We start from the raw sequence: 23,113 nt of genomic DNA, 5'->3' as shown, positions 1-23,113 counted from the left end.
CGGCGGTGTCCCGGTGGTCCCCCCCGGGGGCGCGCCGCCGGGGGCCCGGCCCCCCCCGCTCCTGGTGTCGGTCATCGGTCCTGCGGTGATGCGGTTCTCCTTCGTCCTCCGGCGGCTACCGGATTCGCTGTGCCTAGAGGTGTGCGAGCTTGTAGAGCACGGGCGCCGCTTCGCGGAGCTTCGCCCACTCCTCCTCGTCGAGCCCCTCGGCGAGCTCGGCGAGCCAGGCGTTGCGGCGCCGGCGGGACTCCGCCAGGATCGCCTCGGCCTGTTCGGTACTGCTGACGACCACCTGCCGGCGGTCCTCCGGGTGCGGCTCGCGCCGCACCAGGCCCTTCTCCTCCAGCATCGCGACGATCCTGGTCATCGAGGGCGGCTGTACGTGCTCCTTCCGGGCGAGCTCACCCGGCGTGGCCCTCCCGCAACGTGCGAGGGTGCCCAGCACCCCGATCTCGGTGGGACTGAGCGACTCCTCGACCCGCTGGTGGCGCAGTCGACGGGAGAGGCGCATGGCGGACGACCGCAGCTGACTGATCGCTGCGAGGTCCTGCTCGGACATCTCGGGCATGTTCTTTAGCCTACGTCATTACTTTGACTAAAGAAAATTGGATTACGGCCGTCCGCAACCCGCCCCGGCCGGGGATCAGTGCCGGGTGTCCACCGCCGCGAGGCCGTCCGGCATGCCCAGCACCAGCAGGGTGCCGGCCAGCGCCAGCGACCACACCTCCGACCCCGTCCGCAGGTCCAGCGCCCCGCCGCCGGCCAGGTCCCGCACCCGCACCAGCCCGTCCGACCAGGCCGCCGCCACCACCGGCCCGGCCGCCGTCGCCCCGGCGGCCACCGCCGTCACCGGGCAGCCGCGCCGGTCCGACGGTTCGGGCATCGGCGCCGAGCGCGGCCCCCAGAGCCGGACGGCGCCGTCGAAGCCACCGCTCACCAGCAGCGGGATCTCCGGATCGGACAGCGGACCGCCGCCCAGCGCGGTGCCGGCCAGCGCGGTCACCGGCCCGTGGTGCAGCCGCTCGCTCACCACCTTGCCGTCCTCGGCCCAGTGCACCGCGCCGTCCGCGTCACCGAAGGCGGGCGCCGCGTCGGCCAGTGCGCCGATCGCCGCCACCGCGCTGAGGTCCCCGGCCGCCGCCCGGACCGCTTCCAGCGCCGCCATCAGCCCGTACCCGTCCAGGCCCGGCCGGGGCTCGTCCGGGAACACCGGCTCCGGGCGGCCCCAGGCGTCCAGCAGCACCACCGAGCCGCCGGCCGCCACCGCGAGCCCGCGCAGCGGGCGCGGGGCGGGCACCACCACGGCGCCGAGACGGCGGCCGGTGGCGGCGTCGAAGGTCCGCACCGAACCGGTCGGATCGGCCACCAGCACCTGCGACTGGTACGGCCCCGCGCCGGTGGTGAGCGCGACGGCCGGCCCCGGCCAGTCCCGGTCGGCGCCCTCCCAGCGCGCCCAGCGCCCGGCCCACGGCGCGGGCAGCTGCGCCAGGACGGCCGCGGCGGCCGCGGAGACGGTGTCCGCGCCCAGCAGCCGGGTGCGCAGCACGGCGGCCCGGACCGCCGGGTCGGGCTCGTCGACCACCCCCGGACCGGCGGCCCGCCAGGCCCGGGCGAGCACGTCGTCGCGCCGCTCGACGGCCGCCGTCACCGGGACCGGATCGGCGAGTGCGTAGAGCAGCGGGTCGGCGGCCAGCGGGCCGGGGTCGGCGGCGGCGGCCGTCCAGAGCGCGGACAGCGCCTCCTCGCCGAGGGACCGCAGGTCGGCCCCGGGCGGCGGCGGGACCGGCGCAGCCGGTCGTGCCGGTGCCCCCAGGGCCGGGCCGGGCAGCGGGTAGGCGGCCGGGTCCCCGCCCTCGGCCGTCGCCCACTCGGCGAACCGCGCCGGGTCCGTCCACTGCGGATCGCCGAGGTCCAGCACGGCGGGCGCGGACACGGCGGTGAACGCCCCGGCCGCCGCACCGCCGGTCGCCGCCTCCACCACCAGCCGCACCCCCGGCAGCCGCAGCAGCGGGTCGAGCAGCCCGGTCACCAGGGCCGCCGGGTCCTCCGCCAGGTCCAGCCCGGGGACGCAGACCAGGACCGGCCGCCCGTCCCCCGCGAGCGCCTCGACCAGCGGGCCCGGGGCGTGCGCGACCAGGTCGAGCTGGCGCCCCAGCGACCAGACCGCCGTCCGGACGGTGGCCCCGGCGGCCGGCAGCACGGCGTGGACCCGCCGCCCGCCCGACACCTCCCCCACGGTGGCACCGCGCACCAGCCACGCCAGCAGGTGCGACTTGCCGGACCCCGGCGGTCCCGCCACCCGGCACAGCCGCGGCGCCCGCAGGTCGTCCAGCCACCCCAGCAACGCCAGCCCGGCCGGCCTGCGCCCCGCCCCCAGCGGCGGTATCCGTCGCCCGTCGCGCACCATCGCCCGCTTCTCCCCGTTCCCGGCTCAGCCCCGTCGTTCGGCCAGGCTGAGCATCAACGCCTTGATGCCGTTCTCCCTGGAGTCGGCCGTCGCCCCGTAGTCGAAGCCGTGGGTGAACTCCGCCTGCGGGAACTCCCGCGCCATCCAGCGCGCACAGTAGTGCCCGGGCATCATGCACGGCTCCAGCTCGCAGTACACCCGGACCACCTGCTCGGCCTCGACGCCCTCGGCCCGGAGCCGGTTCCAGAGCTGCTCCTCCGGGTGCAGCAGCCCCGGGCCGCCCACCTCGGTGACGATCCGCTTCCCGCCGTGCTCGTCGACCACCTCGAAGGCCGCCGAGGAGTCGACGTTCATCGGCCGCCGCAGGTCGTCCAGCACCCGCGGCCACCAGCCCTCGCGGTCGTCGAACGCCGCCGGGTCGACGGCCAGCAGCCCCTGCCGCAGCTCCCGGTACGCGGCCAGGGCGACGTCCGGCCGCTCCGACCCGGCGAGCGCCGGCAGTAGCCGGTCCAGCAGCAGCAGCCCCTTCGCGAACGCCCCGACACCGGGAGCGACCGGCAGGTCGAGCGGCTCGCCCCCCGGCAGCACCGCCCTCACCGACCGGTCCGGCGCGAAGTAGAGCTCGGCCCCGCCGTCCGTCCCGATCCGCAGCTGCGCCGCCACCGCCCCCGCGTCCCACCCCGCCGCGGCCGCGCACTCGCCCACCGACAGCGGCTCCGACTCCTCCGTGGCCCGGAAGTACGGCCCCACCTGCAACGGCAGCCCCGGATCCCGCAACGGCCCCGCCGGCGCGATCGGCACCGCCCGCAGCCCACGCGGCCCGAAGTGCGCCAACAGCGCCGCCACCAGCTCGTCGTCCCTGTCCGCGCTCACATCGTGGCCCAGGTGTCGAGGAACATCGCCCAGAACTGCGCACCGCTCTCGAACGGCAGCGGATCCCAGCGGGTCACGTCCTCCCGGATGTACTCCTCGGCGTCGGCCCAGTCGTACGGGCTCGGATCCTCCTCCGGGCGCGGACGCTCGCCCTCGACCTTGTACAGCAGGTAGGCGAGCGAGGTGAGGTCCTTGTGGATCAGCTCGTACTCCTCGTCGGCGTCCGGATCGTGGACCCAGATCGTCCCGTCGTCGAGGCTGACGAAGACGAACCCCCCGAACAGTTCGCCCAACTGCCGCAGTCGCCCGTGCGGGGTGACGACCGGCAGCGGTTCCAGGGCCTCGACGAAGACCTGTTCGGGATGCGCCGGATCCTTCTCCGCGAGTTCGTCCAGCAGCCGGAAGAGCCGGCTCGCGGTCGGAAACCCGATCTTCGAGGCGAAGCCGGCGTCCGCCGGATCCGACCAGATCTCCGCCGCCGCTTCCGGCCGCACCCGCATCATGGCGCCCGCCGGTAGGTCCTCCTCGACGATGGCCTTCCAGTCGACCGACACCAGCATGTCGGGTTCCTTCCTCTCCGTCCGAATTCCCGGCCCGACTCTACCGAGTCCTGCGTGCGCGCTTCTGGCGGTGCTCGTCCGCGGTCTGCTTGTTCTCCTGACCCCGCTCGTCGAAGTCCGCGGTGCCCATGGTGCCGTCCGTCCGTCCGGCGGCGTGGTCTTCCTTGATCTGCTGCAGATACGCCTTGTGGCCCTCGTCGCGGTCCTTCTGCGGAATCGAATTGTCGTACTCGACGCCGTGATTGACCTTCAGGTCCGGATTCTGCGACTCGAAGTGCCGGGCCAGCCAGCGCTCGCAGTTCGGCCCGGCCTGACAGGGAGCCCGTTCGGTGTAGAGCTCGCTGACGCCGGCCTCCCTGCCACCCAGCAAGGGCTTGCCGATCGATCGCTCCGAATGGCTCCGGTTGTAGTCGCTCCGACCGACCAGGATGAACTCGCCCCTCTCGTCCCGGTACCTGAGCGACGCGTAGTTCTTGCCCCCGTAGTCACCTTGGGCACGCCGAGCCTCCTCCACGGCACGGGACAGCTCCGTCGGCTCGGTGATCTTCTGACTGTCGACCTTCTCGTGGCCCTTCTCCGCGTCCTTCCTCGCGTGGTACGTCTTGCTCAGATCCTGCTTGGACGGATCCTTGACCTTGTCCGAGTTCCCGTCCAGCAGGGTCTTGAGGGACTCGTCCGTCCCGTCCAGGTCGACCAGCTTGCCGTCCTTGATCTCCTGGACCCGGCCGTCGTCGTGGATGTAGTACTTCCGCGGCGCCGGCTTGGCCCCGTCGTCCCCGCCGCCGTTGCCCGTCTTCGGGGGCGGGGCGGCCTTGTCCTCGCCCTTCTTGGTGAAGTCGTCGGCGTTGTGGGTGTCGTTGTCCTTGTGGTGCTTGGCGGTCTTGGTGAGGTTGTCGCCCGCCTGCTTGTACATCTTGGTGGCGGCCTTGCCCATGTCCTCGGCCAGGGTCTTGCCGAGCTTCTTGGCACTCTTCTGGAGCGCCTTGACGACCGCGTCGCTCACTCGAAGCTCACCGCCGCCACCCGGACGCCGAAGACCTGGGCGTGCTGGGCGACCTTCTCCGCCTGCTCGTGCAGGGCGCGGGCGTGCGCCTCGACGGCCGCCGGGTTGATCCTGAACCCGCTGCCGGCCGATCCGCCACCGCTGTTCACCGCCGCCTCGGCCGCTTCGAAGACCAGCCCGGACACCGCCTCCGCGACGATCTCGACCAGCGGGTCGATGGCCGCCTCGACCACCTGGCCGACGACGTACTCCTCCAACTCGTGCGCCAGGTAGGACATCAGCTTGCGCGCGGCCTGCTGGGCCGCGACGGCGCCCACCTCCGCCACGCCGAGGGTCGCCACCGCGGCGGCCTGGGCGGCGACGAACGTGGCTGCCAGCACGATGAGTTCGCCCAGTGCCTCCAGCTTCATCGCGACGATCGCGTCGGCCGCGATGTCCATCGCCTGCGCCACCACGTGCGCGGCGTCGACCACCTGGTCGAAGTGCTTGTCGGACATCAGCGCCCACTTGGCGGCCAGCGCCTGGTACGACTGGCCCTCGTAGGCCCCGCCCAGCTGATGGATCGTCGCCTTCGAGTCCGCGTGCACCTCTTCGAGGCCCTTCGCGAACTCCTTTACGTGCTCGCCGAACTCGCGGACCTTGTCCTCGTTGACCGCGGGCCAACGGATGCCGATGAAGTCAAGGAGCGTCACCACTTCACCCGGAAGCTCGATCGCCATCGAGAAACCCCCCGTGAATCACAATCCCTCGATTGGATCAAAAGTTTATACAACTAACCTTTGTCCGCCGATGCTCAAAGCGTGCCGATTGTGTAGCGATCCGGACCGACTCTGACGGATTTGTGCTGGTCAACGGCCTGAGGTCGTTCGCCCGCCCCCCGTTCTCCCCCAACCCCGCCCCGACTGGCCGTGCCCTCCGTGACTCCCAGTGCGATGCTGGTCCTGAGGCCCGGTCCACGCAGGCCCCGGAGCCGCAGTACCGCTCAGCAGAAGGGTCGACCAGCCATGACCGACGTCGCCGCCGAGCAAGCCACCACGGTCGACCCGACCCGCGCGGCCGACCAAGCCGGGCAGGACGACACCGGCTTCGCCCGCCTCGCCATGGTCACCATCGACTGCGCCGACCCGGTCGCGCTGGCCGCCTTCTACGGCGAGCTGCTCGGGTGGGAGACCCGGCACGTGGACGAGCGGTTCGCCATCCTGGACAACCCCGAGGGCGGCAGCCCGCTCGGCTTCGGCCGGGTCAGCGGGTACCGGCCGGAGCCGTGGACCGAGCCGGACGGCGGCAAGCACTTCCACCTGGACTTCTACGTGGACGACCTGGAGGCGGCCACCGCCCGCGCCCTGGCCCTGGGTGCGACCGAGCCCACCTACCAGCACGGCCGCACGCTCAAGGTGCTGATCGACCCGGCCGGCCACCCGTTCGGCCTAGCACCCCTGGACGCCTGACCGTTGCGTCCGTTTTAGGAAGATCAGACGCTTTTGGGAAGAGTGCGTCAGGGCTTGGTGCCAAGATCATGCCGATCGCGTGAAGGGCACCTCTGACCTGCGATTTCACGAGAAAACCGCACATTGTGGGACTCATCGGGAGCCGCTACTCTCCGGCGGTGTCAGGGCACCCCCACCCCAGGCGTCCCCCTCGCGGACCCGGTTCACGGCCGGCCGGTCCGCCCTGCCCCGGTGCCGGTGCTCCCCCTCCTCCCCCAACCCTCATCAGGAGTCCCTCGTGGGCGAGATCCACCACGCCGACCACGGCTGGGTGACACCGGCGGCCTCGTACCTGGTCGCCTGCCTCGGCGCCTTCGTCGCCCTGCGCGGAACCCGCTGGGCGCTGGTCTCCACCGGCCGCACCCGCGTCTACTGGCTGCTCTTCGCCTCGGCCTCGCTCGGCGCGGGCATCTGGTCGATGCACTTCATCGCGATGCTGGGCTTCTCCGTCACCGGCGCGGAGATCAGCTACCGGCCCGACCTCACCGTGCTCAGCCTGCTCGTGGCGATCGCGGTCGTCGGCATCGGCGTGTTCTCCGTCGGGTACGGCCGGCGCCGGTGGACGGCGCTGCTGGCGGGCGGGCTGACCACCGGCCTCGGGGTCGCGGCGATGCACTACCTCGGCATGGCAGCGATGGTGCTGCCCGGCTTCGTCGGCTACGACCGGGCCACCGTCGCGCTCTCCGTCGGCATCGCGGTGTTCGCGGCGACCGCCGCGCTGTGGGCCGCGCTCAACATCCGGGGCACCCTCGCCGTGCTCGCCGCCGCGCCGGTCATGGGCGTCGCGGTCTGCGCGATGCACTACACCGGCATGGCCGCCGTCTCCGTCCGGCTCCAGAGCTCGCGGACGGTCGAGGACGGGCTGATGGCGCTGCAGTTCATCTTTCCCCTGGTGGTCGGGCTCGGCTGCTTCATCTTCATCGGCTCGCTGGCCTTCGCGGTGTCACCGAGCCGGTCCGCGGCCGGCGCCCAGCCGATCCTGGTGGGCCGCGCCGCGCCGCTGGCCCCGCTCACCCCGCGCGAGCGGTGACCACGCGAACGGTGACCTGACCGGTGACCCGGCGGGCGCGGGCGGCCCTTCGGCGCGTCAGCGCGGGAAGGCCCGCCGCGCCCGCCAGGTGGTGTGCTCGCGCGACACCGCGTCCTCCGCCTCCGCGGCCAGCCGGGCCCAGCGCTGCTCGGCGTCCGGCGTCCGCGGGTCGAGGTCGGAGAGCTGGTTGCCGACGTTCTCCAACTCCCGTGCCGCCAGCTGGTACGCGGCCGCCAGCGGGCGGAGCTGCTTCAGCTGCGTCCAGGCGATCACCGCCGCGGCCGCCGCCGAGGTGGCGCCGAAGACGTGCACCGGCAACGCCCCGGTCGCCTGCGCGACGGCCGCCGCCGCACCGATGATGATCAGCGCCGCCACGCCCAGGCCCCAGGTGACCGCCTGCGACTCGCAGGACTCGGCGCGCGAGCGGTACCACGTCCGCTGCCCCTCCACCCGGGTGCGCAGGTACAGCGTGCGCCGCGCGGTCAGCGACTCCGCCCGCACCCGGCGCATCTCCGGGGTAATCTCGGCGACCGATCCCGGCGGCACGATCGCCGGGTCCTCGAACGCCCGCAGCACGTCCTCCACTTGCAGCAGGTAGCCGCGGTCGACGTCCGCCGACTCCGCGTCACCCTCGAACGGCCGGGCCCGCACCGAGTACTTCCAGGCCAGCGTCTTCACCGACTCGGCCGCCGCCCGCGCCTCGTACCACCGCGCCTGCGGATTGCTGCGGCGCAGCCGCAGCCAGAAGTACCCGGCCACCAGGAACGCCACCACCGAGAACAGTGGCGTGATGTCGGAGGCCCCCTTGTCGTCCGGACCGGGCAGCGAACCCACCACCGCCGCGATCACCAGCATCGAGATGAGCCCCCGGTACCAGCGCAGCGTCTGCTGCTGGCCGGACAGCGAGGCCTGGTCGGCCGTCCGGAACAACTCCGGCAGCAGCTGGGCCTCGACCCCCGTCGGCGGATCCTGTCTCACCATCGAACCGCTCCCCTCCCCCGTCTCCGCCCGGAGTATGCCCCTCGCCAACTCCGTTACACCGTGGCCTCTTTGAGATCCACTCTTGCCCCCATCCGTCTGCAACCCCTATAACCGGTTACATGACCATGCACTGGAAGCTCGTGATCGACGCCACCGACCCGCACCGCCAGGCCGCCTTCTGGGCCGCCGCCCTCGACTACACCGTCGAGGACCACAGCACCCTGATCACCGGTCTGCTCGCGGCCGGCGTGATCACCCCGGACCTGGTCACCGAGGTCGACGGCCACCACGCCTGGCTCGCCCTCGCCGCCGTCCGCCACCCCGAGGACCCGCACGACCCCGCCAGCGACACCGGACTCGGCCGCCGCATCCTCTTCCACCGCGTTCCGGAGCCGAAGCAGGGCAAGAACCGCCTCCACCTCGACCTCCACCCCGGCCCCGACGCCCGCGCCGCCACCGTCACCCGCCTCGAAGCCCTCGGCGCCACCACCCTGCGCGAGGTCGCCGAACCCGGCGGCTCGTGGACCGTCATGCAGGACCCGGAGGGCAACGAGTTCTGCGTCCACTGACCCGCGCCCGACCGGTTCGAACCCGCCCGGTCGGGGGAGAGGACCCAGCCAGAACGACGGCCCCGCGCTCCGAGGGGGCGCGGGGCCGTGGAAGTGCCGGGGCGGTCAGAGCAGACCGAGGGTCGGCATCAGGTGATAGACGGCGAAGACGGCGTACTCAGTCGGCCGTACCCGTCGGCACGACCCAGCGGGTGCGCTGCCCGGTGATAGCCGCGATCGTGTCGTAGTCGCCGTCGTGGTGCAGGACTGCCACCTCGTGCCGCTCAGCGGTGGCCGCAATCAGCATGTCGGCCATGGACGGACGGATCACCTCCCGCCAGGTCAGGGGGGATCCGGTGTGTTCATGAAGTTGTTCAGGCGGACGCCTTGGTGATCAGGAAGTCGTCGGCGGTGGCGTCCATCAGGAGTTCGTCGCAGGGACGGCCGCGTCAGTAGCCCGACTGCCGCAGGCGGCCCGCGGGCTGGAAGCCGGCCTTCTGGTAGGCGGAGACGCCCGCCACGTTCGGCTCCAGGACCTTGAGCCACACCATCCGCAGGGCCGTGTACTCGAACGCCCATCGGAGCGTCAGCTCAGTGGCCTCGGCGGCGAAGCCCTTACCGCGCGCCTCCGGGGCGAGGAGGATGACGTACTCGGCCGTCCTCACGGCGGGGTCGATCGAGAGGGTCGTGATGCCGACCGGCGTGTGGTCGTCGCCGGCGACCACCTCGAACTGGGGGTAGTCGCGGTTACGGCCCTGGCCTTCCCAGCCGCCCGCGCGGACCTCCCAGGCCTGGGCGACCTGCGTGCCGAAGCCGAGGATGGTGCCGGGGTCGTTCTCCCATCGGTGGTAGTCGGCCAGGTGGTCACGGTTGGTCATCGCCAGGCTGACGCGCTCGCCGGGCAGCAGGATGTGAGGGGTGGGCATCAGTGCCTCGTTCCGGGTCGGTCGGTGCGTTGATCGGTGTGCAGTCGCCAGTCTGCTCGGGTTCCTCGACCGGCAGGCCGTGAACGTCGCAGATCCAGGCGTGCAGACGTATCGGGTCGGTGGCCACGCCGTGGCGCCAGGCGCCACCACGGCCGCCAAACAGGAGCAGGAGTGATGCCGCCACGCTCTCCTCCAGGCAGGCGACACGGGCGGGGAACGCGCGGGCGGCCCAACGGACCGAGCGCACCGCGAGGCCGGCGTGGCGTGCGCTCGGGAGCGGCAGGTGGCCGCCGGCCTCGGCGAGGCGGCGAAGGCGACCGAAGCTTCTGCCAGGACGCCCTGCCGTACGCACGGCCAGGGTCGTCGCCACGACGGCCGCCGCCGCCAGCCGCCATGCCCACGGTGGTGGGGCGACCGTCTCCAGGCGAGCAGGGGATTCGCGGGTTCCCCAGGAGACCTGCGAGTCGCGCAGGACGACCGGGGCCGGTGCCGCGCTGTGCTTCAGTGCGGCGAGCCAGCGGGTGAGCGTGTCGCCCGTGAGGAGAACCGTCCGGCCGGTCCGGTAGTCGACGACCACGCCCGCGCGGCCGGTCAGCGCGGTACGCGTGTACTTCGTCGGCGTGGGAATCGTCATGGCCTCTCCTCCCAGCGAACCGCCTGTCCGGCCGCGGTCGAGGCCCGGAGCCAGAGTTCCGTGGCGAGAACGGGTTCGATCAGGCCCCACGGGATGTCGACGCCGAGCACGGCACGGCCCAGCAGCGAGCGCACGGCCGCCGGGCGGATGAGACCGAGGTCGGCGAGGTGCCCGACCACCAGGTCCAGGACGCGGGCCTTGTTCGCGCGCAGCCCGTGGTGGTGATCGGCCGCGAACACTCCCTTGGCGCCCCGCTGAAGGACCCCTTGAGGTAGGAGACCGGTCACGGCGTCGGCCAGCAGCGGCTTGTAGCGGCGTGCGGACCACCGTTGCGTCGCGGACGTGGCGAGGACGGTCTCCACGATGCGGGCGTCCATGTAGGGGTTGTGCATCTCGATGCCGTGCGCGGCGGCGAGCTGGTTCTCCGTCGCGGCGGTCCGGCCGACGTAGCGTGCTTCTCCCAGGAGGTAGCGATCGGCGTGCCCGAGGGTGAGCGTGTCCGCATGTGGAGCGGTGACGGACCGGGCCAGGTCGAGCGTGCGGCGGATGAGCCACGGCATCGGCGCCGTCGCACCGCCGAGCTTTCCGGGGTCGTTCCAGGCCGCGGCCACCACTGTCCAAGGGCTCGACCGGTAGAGCCGTGCCCATGCCTGCGCGTCGTCGGCCAGGCGGAGGAACCGACCTGATCGCGCCAGGTCGGCCATGTGCACCGGGGGCGGCATGAACAGGGAGTCCCCGCCGTCCCCGGTCAGGTGCACGTGCATGCCGCCAGCTGCCAACAAGCGGAGTTGAGCGGAGAATTGGGCGTGGACAATGGCCGATGGCGCCGGTTCGTCCGTCAACGGGAGGGAACCGAGGTCCGCGAAGGGCAGGTGCTCCGGGCCCAGGGGCATGAAGCGGTGGCGGATCGTCGGGAACGCACGGGCGACGGCGCGGGCGTGGTCGATGTCGCCGCCGCTCTCCCGCCCCTTGGGGTGGTAGGTGAGGCCGGTGACGGGACCGGACGTTGCGGCGATCGCCGCGAGGGTACTGGAGTCGAGACCACCCGACAGATCGGAGGACGCCGCTTGTCCGGAAACCCGGATGAGCACACTGTCCTCCAGGTCGTCGCGCAGCCGCTGTACGGCGTCGCGCCAGCCGAGGCGGGGCGCCCGCCAGAACGGAGCGAAGGCGGAAACGCCATGCGCGTTGGCGGTCCAGCGATGCCCCGGCGGCACCTGTTCCACCCCCTTCCAAGCCGACCGGCCGGGAACCCACGCGGTCGGCTCGGCCAGGTGCGCGGCCAGCCAGGTTTCATCCGGCTCGGCACCGATCAGCGAGGCCAGCGCGAGCGCACTCGACGCCCAGGCCGAAGTCCCGTCCGCCTGGGTGATGTAGACCGGGGCCGCGCCGGCAGGGTCGGCCCACACCGTGAGCTCGCCGCGGCCGTCGTCGAGGACCAGGGTGTACGCCCCCGTCCAAGCGGTTGCCGCCATGTCCAGGACGCGCAGACCGGTTGAACGGACGAGGCGACCCAGGTCCGCGTCCGTGGCACCGCACGGGCCGAAGACCGCCAACCGCTTACCGGCGCCCTCCGCCAGGCGTACCCGGGCGTCGACCGACCAGGCCGACGGGCCGTGCCACAACACCTGTGCGCCGGCAGGCGTTCGGGACGTGGTGGCCGGGGTGATTGATCCACCGAACAAGCTCATGCGATCACCTCCAAGGATCGAGCCCGAGCAAGGTGCGGCGGCACCCCCGGGGGTCAGGGTGCCGCCGCCGTGCCGTCAGCGTCAGGCGTCGTACGGCGCGCGCTTGCCCTCGACGCTGTTGTTGTTGCTGCCCTTCGTCAGGAACGTCGCGTCGCCCAGGACGACGACCTCCTCCTGCTCGGGATCGAGCTGGACCAGGTTCTCCATGTCGTTCACCTCCCTCCGCTGGTGCAGGGCGTGACGGGTCCGATCCCGTCACGGTGGTGCACCCCCCTGACCCCGGTGTCGTCGTCGGGGCCAGGGGAGTCTTGGGGGACCCACCTGTCAGGCCGGCGGCCACCAACTTGCCTGCGGCTCCGGCCGATTCGGGGATCCACCCGACACCGCCAGCCGCCAGGAAGCACCACCGGAATCTCGATGGGCACGTCGATCGGGTAACCGGTGGAGGAGGGAAGGACTGTCGAGGCGGAATTGATCACGCTCATCAGCCCAACCACCCTCTCCATCGCTCTCCGGGCATCTCCCGAAGGTGGCTCCAGAGTCCCCGAGCGGACAGCTTCGAAATAAGGCCGGCGCGTGTACCCACGATGGGTAAACTCGCGGTCGGTTATCTCGCGTGACACTGAGCGATGATCTTCCTGGCGCTGAGGGGTGGCAGCCATGAGCGAGTCCACAGAGCCGCAGGGGCTTCCGCGCAGACTGCTCGCGGACCCCGACATGGTTCTCGCCTGCGCGGAGCGCGACTTCGCGCGGATCTTCCAACTCGCCGCGCGCAGAGGCGGGTTCCACCCGTCCCGCATCGCCCGCGCATGCGAGCTGACGCCCAGCAGGGTGGGCGAGGTGATGAAGGGCCGCCCGAAGATCACCAACATGGGCGTCATCGAGCGCATCGCGGACGGCTTACGGATTCCCGGGCGGATGCTCGGCCTGGCCGACCGCAGTTGGGAACAGCCCGCCGTCCTACGCCAGGGGCTCTCACCCCAGGTCGAGGTGGCGCATCTCCCCCGGCCGGCTCCCGAAGCCCGAGCAGGAACCGAGCTGGACGACATCCTCGCCATAGCCGCAGGTACCAGGGTCACGCCCAACGTCCTGCGTTCCCTGCAAGCGTCCATCGAGGACTATTGGCGACGCGACGACCAGCATGGCGGTGAAGCCCTACGGCCGGCGGTGATCGGCCAGCTCAGGTACGTCACGGGCATCATGCGCGACACCGCGGACCCCAACTACCGTCGAAGCCTCCACGGCATCGCTGCCGAACTCGCGCGCCTCACCGGGTGGACATACTTCGACGCACGGCAGTTCAACACCGCCCAGAGCTACTTCACCGAAGCACTCCGGTTCGCGCGCGAGATCGGCGACCGCCCGTTCATCGCCAACGTGCTCGCCTGCCTCAGCCTCCAGGCGACCTACCAGGAGAAAGCCCAGGACGCGATCACGCTGGCCCGAGCCGCCCAGGACAACGTCCATCTCGACGGTGGCACGCCGAGGCTGCTGTCGATGCTGTCGATGCGCGAAGCCTTCGGCCACGCGAGCGCGCACGACCAGGAGGCGACCCACCGGGCGATCGCCACAGCGCACGACCACTTCGAGCGGATCGCCACCACCGACGACGACCCCGTGTGGGTCCAGTACTTCGACCACACCAAGCTCACCGTGGACACCGGGATCGCCCTTGGCCAGCTGGGCGATGCGACGGCCGCCGAGCCCCTCATCGCCGAAGCCCTTCGTGGCGAGCCGAAGACGAACCTCCGAGGCCGCGCGTTCCACAGCTTCTGGCTCGCCCGCACTCAACTCCAGCGGCAGGAACTCGAACTGGCCTGCACGACCGCGACGGCAGCCCTCGACCTCGCGGCGGCCGTCGAATCCCCCAGAGTGGTCGCCCATCTCCAGGAGTTCCGGCAACTGCTCAAGCCCTACCGCGGCCACACCCAGGCCGAGGAACTGGTCGACCGGATCACCGGCTCGGCCGGATGATCAGAGGCCGGCCTCGTCGAGCAGCAGGTAGAGCACACCCACGAGCGTGCCGCTGCTGACGATCTCGCGGCGGTCGATCATGCCGCGCAGCTCGGACAGGGCGACCCATTCGATCCGGTCGGACTCGTTGCGCTCGGTCGGCGGGCCCACGTACTCGACTGCATCGGCCCGGAACACGAAGTGCTCGGAGTCGGTGATCCCGTTCGCCGGCTGGGCGTAGATCAGCGGCTTGACCTCACCGACCTTCCAGCCGGTCTCCTCCAGCGCTTCGCGGGCCGCAGCATCCGCCGGGGTCTCGTCCGGCTCGATCAGCCCCATCGGGAGTTCCCAGGCCCAGGTGTTGGTGATGAAGCGGTGCCGCCACATCATGAGCACCTGCTTCTCGCTGTTCACGATGGCCGCCACGGCCAGGTGCCGCAGCTTGACCACATGGTGCTCCCAGCGGTGCCCGTCGGGCTGCTCGACATCAGCCAGCCACAGGTTCACCCAAGGGTTCTCGTAGATCGGACGTTCCCCGTGGATCTTCCACTGCATAGCCGCGGCCCCTCTCGATGGACCTTCAGCATCGCAGAGCAGAGCGACCTCAACAGCCCACTCCGGCAAATTCGCGTCAGACTGACGAATACTGGCGGCCCTCGCGCGCTCCGACGCCAACGGCCCCACACCCATGAAGGTGTGGGGCCGTTGAAGGCTCAGCGGGATCAGAGAAGACCGAGGGCCGGCATCAGGTAATAGAAGGCGAAGACGGCGGAGACGGCGTACATCGGGAGGGGGACCTCGCGGCCGCGGCCGGTGGCGAGGCGCAGGACGCAGAAGGTGATGAAGCCGAAGCCGATGCCGTTGGTGATGGAGTAGGTGAACGGCATCATCGCGATGGTCAGGAAGGCCGGGATCGCGATGGTGTAGTCGGACCAGTCGATGTCCCGCACGGAGTTGGCGAGGATCAGGAAGCCGACGGTGACCAGGGCGGGGGTGGCGGCCTGGGCGGGGACCATGGTGGCGAGGGGGGTGAGGAAGAGGGCCACCACGAAGAGGCCGCCGGTGACGATGGAGGCGAAGCCGGTGCGGGCGCCCTCGCCGACGCCGGCGGTGGACTCGACGAAGCAGGTGTTGGCGGAGGAGGAGGTGGCGCCGCCCGCCGCGGTGGCGATGCCGTCGATCATCAGGACCTTGTTGATGCCGGGCAGGTCGCCCTTCTCGTCCAGCAGGTGGGCCTCGTCGGCGACGCCGAGGATGGTGCCCATCGCGTCGAAGAAGCAGGACATCAGGACGGTGAAGACGAAGAGCACGCCGGTGAGGACGCCGACCTTCTCAAAGCCGCCGAACAGGCTGACCTCGCCGACCAGGCCGAAGTCGGGGGCGGCGACCGGGTTGCCCGGCCAGGCCGGGACGGTCAGGCCCCAGCTGAGGGCGGGGATGTCGGCGAACTTGTCGATCACGACCGCGACGCCGGTCATCACGGCGATGGAGACCAGGATCGCGCCGGGGACCTTGCGGACCAGCAGGACGAGGGTGAGCAGCAGGCCGAGCACGAAGACCAGGACGGGCCAGCCGGTCAGGTGGCCGCCGGTGCCGAGCTGGAGCGGGACGGTGGTGTGGGCGGCGTCCGGGATGCGGGTGACGAAGCCGGAGTCGACCAGGCCGACCAGGGTGATGAACAGGCCGATGCCGATCGCGATGGCCTTGCGCAGGCCGAGCGGGACGGCGCTCATGACCCGCTCGCGCAGGCCGGTGGCGACCAGCAGCATGATCGCGAAGCCGGCCAGCACGACCATGCCCATGGCGTCCGGCCAGGTCATCTTGGGCGCGAGCTGGAGGGCCACGATGGTGTTGACGCCGAGGCCGGCGGCGAGGCCGATCGGGACGTTGCCGATGACGCCCATGAGCAGCGTGGTCAGGCCCGCGGTGAGCGCGGTGGCGGTGACCAGCTGGGCGCTGTCCAGGTGGGCCCCGGTCATGTCCGTGGCGCTGGCCAGGATGATCGGGTTCAGCACCAGGATGTACGCCATGGTGAAGAAGGTGGCGACGCCGCCGCGGATCTCGCGCGGCAGGGTGGAGCCGCGCTCGCTGATCCGGAAGAAGCGGTCCAGCGCGCCGAACGGGGGCTTCGGCGTGTCGGGCTGGGCGGGCTCGGGCGACTCGGTGGTCGGCTGGGCCACGGGCATGCTGCGTCCTCTGTGGGGGGCGGAGGAGAGGGGGACCCGCCCGGGACGACGGTGGCCGGGCGACCCGGTGGGACGGGCACGAAGCACGGTGTCCTGAGCATGCCGCGACCGACCGGAGAGACAAGTATGGGTTCCCCGATCGCTCGATCGCTATCTTCGCGCGTAGAACGAATAACCCCTGTAACAAGCGCGGACAGCCCCGCACCGAATCGGTCGGACGTGCGCCAGCACCGTACCCTAGGCCCCATGCCCAAGACGCCACTGCACCCCTCTCCCCCGCCGCTGGAGGCCAACGACGTCGCCATCGTCGGCGGCGGCACGGTGCTCTGGTTCGTGGCGTTCGTGGTCCTGCTCCCGTTCTGGGGCACGCTCTCCGACCACGGCCACGGCAACTGGCCGTGGATCTGCCTGGCCGGCGGCGGACTCGGACTGATCGGCCTCTGGTACTGCCGGGCCCGCCGGGACGCCATCGCGCGCAGCCGGGCCGCCGCGGCGGCGGAGGCCCAGAACCCGGCCACCCGGTCGGACTGAATGGTCCTTTAGTAGCACGCATCGGACATAAGGCACCCGTAGAGTCGGTGCCATGACGCAGCCTGCGCAGCCCGCCGAGGAACAGCCCGCCGGTGACCCGCCGGACGGCGCCCACCCCCTCGGTCTGCTGCCGGGGCGGCGCGGCGGGCTGACCGCCGCCGAGGTGGCCGAGCGGGTCGCGCGCGGCCAGGTCAACGACGTACCGGCCCGCTCCAGCCGCTCCGCCCGGGAGATCGTCCGGGCCAACGTCTTCACCCGGTTCAACGCGATCATCGGTGTGATGTTCGCGATCATCCTGGTCGTCGGACCGCTCCAGGACGGGCTGTTCGGCCTGGTCATCGTCGCCAACACGGCGATCGGCATCATCCAGGAACTGCGCGCCAAGAAGACCCTGGACAGCCTCGCGCTGATCGGCGAGGCCAGGCCCCAGGTGCGCCGGGACGGCACCGCCCGGCAGGTCGCGGTGGGCGAGATCGTGCTGGACGACACCGTGCTGCTCGGCATCGGCGACAAGGTGATCGTCGACGGCGTGGTCGCCGAGGCGGACGGCCTGGAGATCGACGAGTCGCTGCTCACCGGCGAACCGGACCCGGTGCTCAAGCAGCCCGGCGACCCGGTGATGTCCGGCAGCTTCGTGGTGGCCGGCGCGGGCGCGTTCACCGCCACCAAGGTCGGCCGCGAGGCGTACGCGGCGCAGCTGGCCGAGGAGGCGAGCCGGTTCACCCTGGTGCGGTCTGAGCTGCGCAGCGGCATCGACAGCATCCTGCGGTTCATCACCTGGCTGCTGGTGCCGACCGCGATCGGTCTGATCATCAGCCAGCTGGCGGTGGAGGGCCGGGACTGGCGCGAGGCGGTCCGCCGGATGATCGCCGGGATCGTGCCGATGGTGCCCGAGGGCCTGGTGCTGCTGACCTCGGTGGCCTTCGCGATCGGTGTGGTCCGGCTGGGACGCCGGCAGTGCCTGGTGCAGGAGCTGCCCGCGATCGAGGGGCTGGCCCGGGTGGACACCGTCTGCCTGGACAAGACCGGCACCCTCACCGAGGGCGGCATGGACGTCGTCGACCTGCGGATCATCGGCGGGGACGGGAACGGGGAGCCGGAGCCGGACGGCGCCCTCAAGGAGACGGTCAAGCAGGCCCTGGGCGTGATGGCCGGCGCCGACGCCCGCCCCAACCCGTCGATGCAGGCCGTCATCGACGCCTACGGCGACGGCGGGCAGCGCGACGGCGGGCTGCGGGAAGGCGGGCAGCGCGACGACGGACGGCGCGACGGCTGGCGGGTGATCGAGGCGATGCCGTTCTCCTCCGCCCGCAAGTGGAGCGGCGTGCAACTCCTGGAGCCGCGCGGCGACGAGGCCAGCTGGCTGCTCGGCGCCCCCGATGTGCTGCTGCCCTCCGGCCACCCGGCACTGGTCGAGGTGGACGAGCTGGGCGCCCAGGGCCTGCGGGTGCTGCTGCTGGGCCGCACGCCCGTCCCGCTGGACGCCCCGGACCCGGCCGCCGGGCTGCGCCCGCTCGCCCTGGTGGTGCTCCAGCAGCGGCTGCGCGAGGACGCCGCCGAGACGCTGCGCTACTTCGAGGGCCAGCGGGTCCAGGCGAAGGTGATCTCCGGCGACGCGGCCGTCTCGGTCGGCGCGGTCGCCGCCCATCTGGGGCTGCCCGGCGCCGACCACCCGGTGGACGCGCGCGCCCTGCCCACCGAGCCGGAAGCCTTCGCCGACACCGCCGAGCGCACCACCGTCTTCGGCCGGGTCACCCCGCAGCAGAAGCGCCAGCTGGTCGGCGCGCTGCAGTCGCGCGGGCACACCGTGGCGATGACCGGCGACGGCGTCAACGACGTGCTGGCGCTGAAGGACGCGGACATCGGCGTGGCGATGGGCAGCGGCAGCGACGCGACCAAGGCGGTCGCCCAGATCGTGCTGCTGAACAACTCCTTCGCGGTGATGCCCTCGGTGGTCGCCGAGGGCCGCCGGGTGATCGGCAACATCGAGCGGGTGGCCGGGCTGTTCCTGGTCAAGACCGTCTACTCGGTGCTGCTGGCGCTGCTGGTGATCTTCACCCACTCCCCGTACCCGTTCCTGCCCCGGCACTCCACCGTGCTGTCCACCCTGACAATCGGCGTGCCGGCCTTCTTCCTGGCGCTCGCGCCCAACAACGAGCGCGCCCGCACCGGCTTCGTGCGCCGGGTGCTGCGGCTGGCGGTCCCGGGCGGCATCATCGCGGGGACGGCCACCTTCACCGCGTACGCGCTGGCCCGTGCCAACCACGCCACCGACCTGGAGTCGGACACCAGCGTGGCGACCCTGACGCTCTTCCTGGTGGCGATCTGGGTGCTGGCGATCGTGGCCCGCCCCTACAACTGGTGGCGGCTGCTGCTGATCGGGACGATGGGCGGGGCGTTCGCCCTGGTGCTGACCGTGCCGTGGCTCTCCGACTTCTTCCAGCTCTCGCTGGCCGGCACCAGGGACCCGTGGATCGGCGTCGCCATCGCGGCCGCCGCCGGAGTGGTCCTGGAGGTGGTCTGGCGGATCGTGCGCCGCCGGACCGATGATTGACCCCTGGACCGGGCGACGGGGGGTGGCCGCGATGGGGCGCAGGGGCGGTGAACTGGAGGCCTTCGCGGCCTTCCTGGGCGGGCTGCTGATCACCGGGGTGCTGGCCCTGGCGATGGCGGGGGTCGGCGCGCTGGCCGGGATCCACCCCGGGCCTCGGCTGACCAAGGTGGCGATCGCCGTGCTGACGGCCGCCTGGGTGGTCGCCACCCTCTCGATCTACCTGCGGCTGATCGCCCGCGGCCGGACCCGCCCCGGCTCCCGTTCCTGAGGCACGGGAGCCGGAGGGGCCGGGAGCCGGAGGGGCCTGTTCTCAGCCCTCGAAGTCGCGGGCGGCGGACAGCTCGTAGGCGCGGTCCGGCTCGCTGAGCGCGGCCAGCACCTCGAACCGGCGGTGCCACTGCCCGACCGACCAGGCCAGCCCGGCGGCCAGCCCCTCCGGCGTGGCGGCGTGCAGCAGCCCGGGCACCGGCGGGACCTCGAACTCGTCGTCCTCGTCCGCCTCCTCCGCCGACTCCGGGTCGTACGGCGCCTCCGGGGTGCCGCCCGCGCCGTCCCAGCGCCAGTCCACGGCGGCCTCCTCGCCGTCCGGGCCGACCACCAGCAGTTCCTCGTGCTCCTCGTAGGCGACCGGGCAGCCGGGCAGCAGCTCCCGCACCACGGCCGGCACCCGGTGCAGCGAGCCCTGGGAGAGCACCCGTCCGCCGGCCACCTCGCTGGCCAGCGAGACGTGCAGCCGCTCGGCGAGGTCGACGGCGAGCGCCGGGGCGACCGGCAGCAGCGGGTGGTCGTGCAGCAGCTCCACCAGGTCGGGGGCGTCCGCGACGACCGCGTCCGCGGCGTCCACCACGACGGTGCGGTCGGGACGGCGGCCGGTGGCGCGGTCCAGCGGCGGCACCGCCCGCACCACGTCCAGCGGCTCGATCCGCTCCGCCTCGACCCGGGCCAACGCGCTGTGGATGCCGTGCAGCTGGCGGTGCCCGACCTCGGCGACCGGGTCGGTGAGCCGGTCCAGCACCTCGTCCGGTCCGTGCGGCTCGGCGAGCAGCGCGGCCAGCGTGGTGCGCACCCCCAGCGCGTGCAGGAACTGCTCGTCCAGGGTGGTGCGGGCCTCGTCGTACAGACCGCGCAGCAGCGGGTCGGCGCCGGCGGCGCGCAGCCCGGCGGGCTCGCGCCCGTCCAGCACCGGGTGGTCGCGCAGCCACCAGGCGGTGTACGGCGGAAGGTCGGCGTAGGACCCGTCCGGCAGCAGGGTGCGGACGGGGGTGACGACGGCGTCCCGGTACGGCGGGCGGGCCAGCGCGGCCAGCGCCTGCGGCCAGGCGTCGTCGTCCACCAGGTCCAGGTCGCGGACGGCGAGCAGCTCGGCGGCGACCGGCGGGACGCCCACGGTGTCCCCGTCGTCGGCGTGCAGCGCCTCCAGCGCGTCCTCGGCCCACTCGGCCAGACCGTCCGGCGCCTCGTCGATCAGCCCGGTGGGGTGGCCGCCGGCCGCCCGGTCGGCGGGGGCGGTGGGGTCGAGCCGCTCCAGGTCGTCCGGGTCGAGCACCACGTCCTCGGCGCGGACCAGCACGAACTCGGCCGGCACGCCGGCGGCCGCGAGCACCTCGGGCCCCCAGCGCTCCAGCAGTTCGTCGTCCACCCAGGCGGCGTCGTCCTCCCGCGCCAGTGCGGCGAGCGGGCTGTCGGGCAGCAGCAGCTCACCGGCGCGGGTGGGCTCGCCCTCGTCGTCGAGCAGCGCCAGCCGGGCCAGCCAGGGGTGCTCGCCGGGCGCCGGGCCGGCCGCCCTGACCAGCGACAGCACCGCCTCGGCGAGGTCGGCGGCGGCGTCCGGGTCGTCCTCGGCCAGCTCGTAGGAGCGGGCGACGGCGGCCCGCACCTCGGGCGTGTCCAGCACTCCGGCCGGGGTGGCCGCGCCGGCGCCGAGCTTGGCCAGCAGCGGGTGGGCGGCCTCCGGGTGGGCGAGCCGCAGGTCGAGCACGGCGAGCGCGCCGGCCAGCGACTCGGGGTAGCCGGGGAAGGCCGCCCAGTCGGCGTCGTCGGAGGGCAGCAGGACGCGGCGCGGGCCGGTCACCGTCCGCCCGTCGGCCAGCGGCACCGGCAGCGCGCCGAGCGCCTCCGGGTCGGCGCCGCCGAGCGCCGCGTAGAGGTTGCGCCACCAGGCCGGCTCGCGGTCCAGGCCGCCCAGCTGGTCGACCACCTCGGCGAGCGGGACCCGGCGCACGTTCAGCACCCGCAGCTCGGTGCGGCGTTCCAGGCCGGCCGGCAGCAGGCCGGGGAAGATCGGCGCCAGCGCCTCGACCACCGAGCCGTCCGCGCCCTCCAGCAGCGTGGCGTCCCGGGGCCGCAGCGCGGGCGTGCCCTCCTCGACCGGCGCCGGGTGGGGCAGGAACGGCGTGCCGGGCAGCCGGGAGAGCACGGCGGCGCGCAGTGCGTTGTCGAGGGCGCCCTGGCCGAGCGGGCCGGGCACCAGGCCGAGCGAGCCGAGGTCGCCGCCGCGGGCGCGCAGCAGGTCGGCGTAGGTGTCGGCGGCGCGCTCGGTGAGGAAGTCGGCGAGCGGGCCGGGGGCGACGTGCCGGCGGGTGGAGTCCAGCGGGTAGGAGGCGATCAGCAGCGCGGGCAGGCCGAGCGGCTCGTCGCTGGGGGTGGGCGCGTGCAGCACCGGGGCGATCGCGGGCCGCTGCGGGGCGCCCTCGTCGGAGACCGGCACCGCCCAGGTCACCGTCCAGTACGGGCGGGCGCGCTCCTCGGTGGGCCGGTCGGCGAGCAGGTCGGCGGCGAGCGCGCCGGCCGCCTCGGCGGTCTGCCAGACGGTGCGCCGCAGCCCGCCGCCCGCGTCGTCCGTCACGGTCACCTCGGTGACCCCGTCCGGCCGCGGCTCCGCCGCCGAGCGGGTCAGCGTGCGGGTGCCCTCCGAGGTCTCCACCACCACCTCGGCCAGGCCGGGCAGGGTGAGCAGCAGCGCGTCGTCGATGCCCGCCAGCAGCCGGCGGGTGAGGTCCTCGGCGGCGGCGTCGCGCAGCGGCAGGACCACCACCGTGTCGTAGCCCTCCGGTGCCGGCCCCTCGGCGGCGAACGGCAGGCGCAGCAGCGGGACGTGGCCGTCCCGGCGGCGCAGTTCCTCGGCGAGTGCGGGCTGCGCCTCGGTCAGTGCCCGGGCCTCGCCGAGCGACCAGCGCACCCCGCCGGCCGAACCGAGCACGGCGGGCTCGTCGGTCACCGCGAGGACGGCGGCGAAGCCGACGCCGAACCGGCCGACGGTGGTGTCCCGCTCGCCGCGCTTGGAGGAGGCGCGCAGGGTGGACAGCGACTCGACGGCGGCGGCGTCCAGCGGGGCACCGGTGTTCGCGGCGGCCAGCACGCCGTCCGCCAGGGTGAGCCGCAGCCGGCCGGGGCCGTGCCCGGCGCGGACGGCGGCGTCGGCGGCGTTCTGCGCCAGCTCGACGACCAGCCGGTCGCGGTAGCCGCCGAGGGCCAGCTCCTCCTCGGCGTTGGCGTCCTCCCGGAACCTGGCCGGGGAGGCGGCCCAGGCGTCCAGCACCCGGCGGCGCAGCTCGGCGCTGCCGAAGGGGTCCGCGTGGTGCTCGTCCGTGCCGCTGCCGATGATCCGAGGTTCCACTGGACCTGCCGCCTTCCGACGCCCTGTTGTGCCCTACGAGGGGCATTCTTCCTTGCCGGAAGGACTGCGCCGGACACGCCCCCGGCCGCAGCGCGCCCCGGGCGCCACCGGGGGCGGGAACGGCGGCGGCCCG

Annotated in this window: 21 protein-coding genes and 1 pseudogene; 7 read left to right on the top strand and 15 right to left on the bottom strand. The window is 72.9% G+C overall.

Annotated elements, in window-relative coordinates; genetic code table 11:
• Positions 1-133 precede the first annotated feature (133 nt).
• The 6 genes from ACFU74_RS25140 to ACFU74_RS25115 form a co-directional block, all read right to left on the bottom strand.
• Entirely contained in the window at positions 134-568 is a 435-nt protein-coding gene (locus ACFU74_RS25140; protein WP_380760539.1) for a MarR family winged helix-turn-helix transcriptional regulator, read from the bottom strand.
• A gap of 75 nt (positions 569-643) precedes the next feature.
• Positions 644-2,407: a hypothetical protein gene (locus ACFU74_RS25135; RefSeq protein WP_380760537.1), complete on the bottom strand. Its 1,764-nt coding sequence runs from the start codon at positions 2,405-2,407 to the stop codon at positions 644-646.
• 24 nt (positions 2,408-2,431) lie between these two features.
• The gene (locus ACFU74_RS25130; RefSeq protein ID WP_380760535.1) at positions 2,432-3,280 is read right to left on the bottom strand and encodes a nucleic acid/nucleotide deaminase domain-containing protein; all 849 of its coding nucleotides are present in this window, start codon (positions 3,278-3,280) and stop codon (positions 2,432-2,434) included.
• Positions 3,277-3,840, bottom strand: a complete 564-nt coding sequence (locus ACFU74_RS25125) for an SUKH-4 family immunity protein (RefSeq protein ID WP_380760533.1) — start codon at positions 3,838-3,840, stop codon at positions 3,277-3,279. The genes ACFU74_RS25130 and ACFU74_RS25125 overlap by 4 nt, the downstream gene beginning before the upstream one ends.
• Before the next feature lie 40 nt (positions 3,841-3,880).
• Positions 3,881-4,843: a nucleic acid/nucleotide deaminase domain-containing protein gene (locus ACFU74_RS25120; RefSeq protein WP_380760531.1), complete on the bottom strand. Its 963-nt coding sequence runs from the start codon at positions 4,841-4,843 to the stop codon at positions 3,881-3,883.
• Positions 4,840-5,562 (bottom strand): WXG100 family type VII secretion target, encoded by a 723-nt coding sequence (locus ACFU74_RS25115; RefSeq protein ID WP_380760529.1) that lies wholly within the window; start codon positions 5,560-5,562, stop codon positions 4,840-4,842. Before ACFU74_RS25115 ends, ACFU74_RS25120 begins: the two co-directional genes overlap by 4 nt.
• 285 nt (positions 5,563-5,847) lie before the next feature.
• On the opposite strand from ACFU74_RS25115, the gene ACFU74_RS25110 reads away from it, so the two are divergent.
• Together ACFU74_RS25110 and ACFU74_RS25105 are read left to right on the top strand one after the other, a co-directional pair.
• Positions 5,848-6,291: a VOC family protein gene (locus ACFU74_RS25110; RefSeq protein WP_380760527.1), complete on the top strand. Its 444-nt coding sequence runs from the start codon at positions 5,848-5,850 to the stop codon at positions 6,289-6,291.
• Between the two features lie 277 nt (positions 6,292-6,568).
• The gene (locus ACFU74_RS25105; protein WP_380760524.1) at positions 6,569-7,360 is read left to right on the top strand and encodes an MHYT domain-containing protein; all 792 of its coding nucleotides are present in this window, start codon (positions 6,569-6,571) and stop codon (positions 7,358-7,360) included.
• A gap of 57 nt (positions 7,361-7,417) precedes the next feature.
• Here the strand turns inward: ACFU74_RS25105 and ACFU74_RS25100 are convergent, their stop codons facing one another.
• Entirely contained in the window at positions 7,418-8,341 is a 924-nt protein-coding gene (locus ACFU74_RS25100) for a DUF4231 domain-containing protein (RefSeq protein WP_380760522.1), read from the bottom strand.
• A 119-nt stretch (positions 8,342-8,460) separates the two neighbouring features.
• Between ACFU74_RS25100 and ACFU74_RS25095 the strand changes: the two genes are divergently transcribed.
• Positions 8,461-8,910 (top strand): VOC family protein, encoded by a 450-nt coding sequence (locus tag ACFU74_RS25095; protein ID WP_380760520.1) that lies wholly within the window; start codon positions 8,461-8,463, stop codon positions 8,908-8,910.
• A 157-nt stretch (positions 8,911-9,067) separates the two neighbouring features.
• On the opposite strand, the pseudogene ACFU74_RS25090 reads toward ACFU74_RS25095, so the two are convergent.
• The 5 genes and pseudogenes from ACFU74_RS25090 to ACFU74_RS25070 all read right to left on the bottom strand — a co-directional run.
• Positions 9,068-9,208, bottom strand: a pseudogene (locus tag ACFU74_RS25090) (VapC toxin family PIN domain ribonuclease); the annotation flags it as partial.
• A gap of 130 nt (positions 9,209-9,338) precedes the next feature.
• The gene (locus ACFU74_RS25085; protein ID WP_380760517.1) at positions 9,339-9,815 is read right to left on the bottom strand and encodes a GNAT family N-acetyltransferase; all 477 of its coding nucleotides are present in this window, start codon (positions 9,813-9,815) and stop codon (positions 9,339-9,341) included.
• The gene (locus tag ACFU74_RS25080; protein ID WP_380760515.1) at positions 9,754-10,449 is read right to left on the bottom strand and encodes a lasso peptide biosynthesis B2 protein; all 696 of its coding nucleotides are present in this window, start codon (positions 10,447-10,449) and stop codon (positions 9,754-9,756) included. The genes ACFU74_RS25085 and ACFU74_RS25080 overlap by 62 nt, the downstream gene beginning before the upstream one ends.
• Positions 10,446-12,140: an albusnodin/ikarugamycin family macrolactam cyclase gene (locus ACFU74_RS25075; RefSeq protein WP_380760513.1), complete on the bottom strand. Its 1,695-nt coding sequence runs from the start codon at positions 12,138-12,140 to the stop codon at positions 10,446-10,448. Before ACFU74_RS25075 ends, ACFU74_RS25080 begins: the two co-directional genes overlap by 4 nt.
• Before the next feature lie 81 nt (positions 12,141-12,221).
• Positions 12,222-12,347, bottom strand: coding sequence for an albusnodin family lasso peptide (locus ACFU74_RS25070; protein ID WP_380760510.1), 126 nt, complete (start codon positions 12,345-12,347; stop codon positions 12,222-12,224).
• A gap of 453 nt (positions 12,348-12,800) precedes the next feature.
• Between ACFU74_RS25070 and ACFU74_RS25065 the strand changes: the two genes are divergently transcribed.
• On the top strand, positions 12,801-14,114 hold the full coding sequence (locus ACFU74_RS25065; protein ID WP_380760508.1) for a hypothetical protein: 1,314 nt from the start codon (positions 12,801-12,803) through the stop codon (positions 14,112-14,114).
• Here the strand turns inward: ACFU74_RS25065 and ACFU74_RS25060 are convergent, their stop codons facing one another.
• Together ACFU74_RS25060 and ACFU74_RS25055 are read right to left on the bottom strand one after the other, a co-directional pair.
• On the bottom strand, positions 14,115-14,648 hold the full coding sequence (locus ACFU74_RS25060; RefSeq protein ID WP_380627066.1) for an NUDIX hydrolase: 534 nt from the start codon (positions 14,646-14,648) through the stop codon (positions 14,115-14,117). It lies immediately after the preceding gene.
• 167 nt (positions 14,649-14,815) lie between these two features.
• Positions 14,816-16,279, bottom strand: coding sequence for an NCS2 family permease (locus tag ACFU74_RS25055; protein ID WP_380760506.1), 1,464 nt, complete (start codon positions 16,277-16,279; stop codon positions 14,816-14,818).
• A gap of 246 nt (positions 16,280-16,525) precedes the next feature.
• On the opposite strand from ACFU74_RS25055, the gene ACFU74_RS25050 reads away from it, so the two are divergent.
• The 3 genes from ACFU74_RS25050 to ACFU74_RS25040 are packed head-to-tail and all read left to right on the top strand — an operon-like array spanning position 16,526 to position 19,632.
• Positions 16,526-16,810 (top strand): DUF2530 domain-containing protein, encoded by a 285-nt coding sequence (locus ACFU74_RS25050; RefSeq protein ID WP_380760504.1) that lies wholly within the window; start codon positions 16,526-16,528, stop codon positions 16,808-16,810.
• A gap of 52 nt (positions 16,811-16,862) precedes the next feature.
• Positions 16,863-19,364 (top strand): HAD-IC family P-type ATPase, encoded by a 2,502-nt coding sequence (locus ACFU74_RS25045; protein ID WP_380760502.1) that lies wholly within the window; start codon positions 16,863-16,865, stop codon positions 19,362-19,364.
• A 31-nt stretch (positions 19,365-19,395) separates the two neighbouring features.
• Positions 19,396-19,632, top strand: a complete 237-nt coding sequence (locus ACFU74_RS25040; protein WP_380760500.1) for a hypothetical protein — start codon at positions 19,396-19,398, stop codon at positions 19,630-19,632.
• Between the two features lie 42 nt (positions 19,633-19,674).
• Here ACFU74_RS25040 and ACFU74_RS25035 read toward each other — a convergent pair whose 3' ends face one another.
• A complete protein-coding gene (locus tag ACFU74_RS25035; RefSeq protein ID WP_380760498.1) occupies positions 19,675-22,980 on the bottom strand; it encodes a sacsin N-terminal ATP-binding-like domain-containing protein in 3,306 nt (1,101 codons plus the stop codon).
• Positions 22,981-23,113 lie beyond the last annotated feature (133 nt).

It is taken from the genome of Kitasatospora sp. NPDC057500, from assembly GCF_042802195.1.
Classification (GTDB): domain Bacteria; phylum Actinomycetota; class Actinomycetes; order Streptomycetales; family Streptomycetaceae; genus Kitasatospora.
Note: the sequence above shows the minus strand (reverse complement) of the source record. Positions and strands in the feature narration are given on the sequence as shown.

What these genes read in the sequence shown, in the direction of transcription:
- ACFU74_RS25115 (WP_380760529.1), bottom strand. Translation starts at nt 5,562, where the DNA reads ATGGCGATCGAGCTTCCGGGTGAAGTGGTGACGCTCCTTGACTTCATC.
- ACFU74_RS25065 (WP_380760508.1), top strand. Translation starts at nt 12,801, where the DNA reads ATGAGCGAGTCCACAGAGCCGCAGGGGCTTCCGCGCAGACTGCTCGCG.
- ACFU74_RS25080 (WP_380760515.1), bottom strand. Translation starts at nt 10,449, where the DNA reads ATGACGATTCCCACGCCGACGAAGTACACGCGTACCGCGCTGACCGGC.
- ACFU74_RS25045 (WP_380760502.1), top strand. Translation starts at nt 16,863, where the DNA reads ATGACGCAGCCTGCGCAGCCCGCCGAGGAACAGCCCGCCGGTGACCCG.
- ACFU74_RS25095 (WP_380760520.1), top strand. Translation starts at nt 8,461, where the DNA reads ATGACCATGCACTGGAAGCTCGTGATCGACGCCACCGACCCGCACCGC.
- ACFU74_RS25085 (WP_380760517.1), bottom strand. Translation starts at nt 9,815, where the DNA reads ATGCCCACCCCTCACATCCTGCTGCCCGGCGAGCGCGTCAGCCTGGCG.
- ACFU74_RS25135 (WP_380760537.1), bottom strand. Translation starts at nt 2,407, where the DNA reads ATGGTGCGCGACGGGCGACGGATACCGCCGCTGGGGGCGGGGCGCAGG.
- ACFU74_RS25140 (WP_380760539.1), bottom strand. Translation starts at nt 568, where the DNA reads ATGCCCGAGATGTCCGAGCAGGACCTCGCAGCGATCAGTCAGCTGCGG.
- ACFU74_RS25075 (WP_380760513.1), bottom strand. Translation starts at nt 12,140, where the DNA reads ATGAGCTTGTTCGGTGGATCAATCACCCCGGCCACCACGTCCCGAACG.
- ACFU74_RS25110 (WP_380760527.1), top strand. Translation starts at nt 5,848, where the DNA reads ATGACCGACGTCGCCGCCGAGCAAGCCACCACGGTCGACCCGACCCGC.
- ACFU74_RS25050 (WP_380760504.1), top strand. Translation starts at nt 16,526, where the DNA reads ATGCCCAAGACGCCACTGCACCCCTCTCCCCCGCCGCTGGAGGCCAAC.
- ACFU74_RS25070 (WP_380760510.1), bottom strand. Translation starts at nt 12,347, where the DNA reads ATGGAGAACCTGGTCCAGCTCGATCCCGAGCAGGAGGAGGTCGTCGTC.
- ACFU74_RS25055 (WP_380760506.1), bottom strand. Translation starts at nt 16,279, where the DNA reads ATGCCCGTGGCCCAGCCGACCACCGAGTCGCCCGAGCCCGCCCAGCCC.
- ACFU74_RS25040 (WP_380760500.1), top strand. Translation starts at nt 19,396, where the DNA reads ATGGGGCGCAGGGGCGGTGAACTGGAGGCCTTCGCGGCCTTCCTGGGC.
- ACFU74_RS25060 (WP_380627066.1), bottom strand. Translation starts at nt 14,648, where the DNA reads ATGCAGTGGAAGATCCACGGGGAACGTCCGATCTACGAGAACCCTTGG.
- ACFU74_RS25100 (WP_380760522.1), bottom strand. Translation starts at nt 8,341, where the DNA reads ATGGTGAGACAGGATCCGCCGACGGGGGTCGAGGCCCAGCTGCTGCCG.
- ACFU74_RS25125 (WP_380760533.1), bottom strand. Translation starts at nt 3,840, where the DNA reads ATGCTGGTGTCGGTCGACTGGAAGGCCATCGTCGAGGAGGACCTACCG.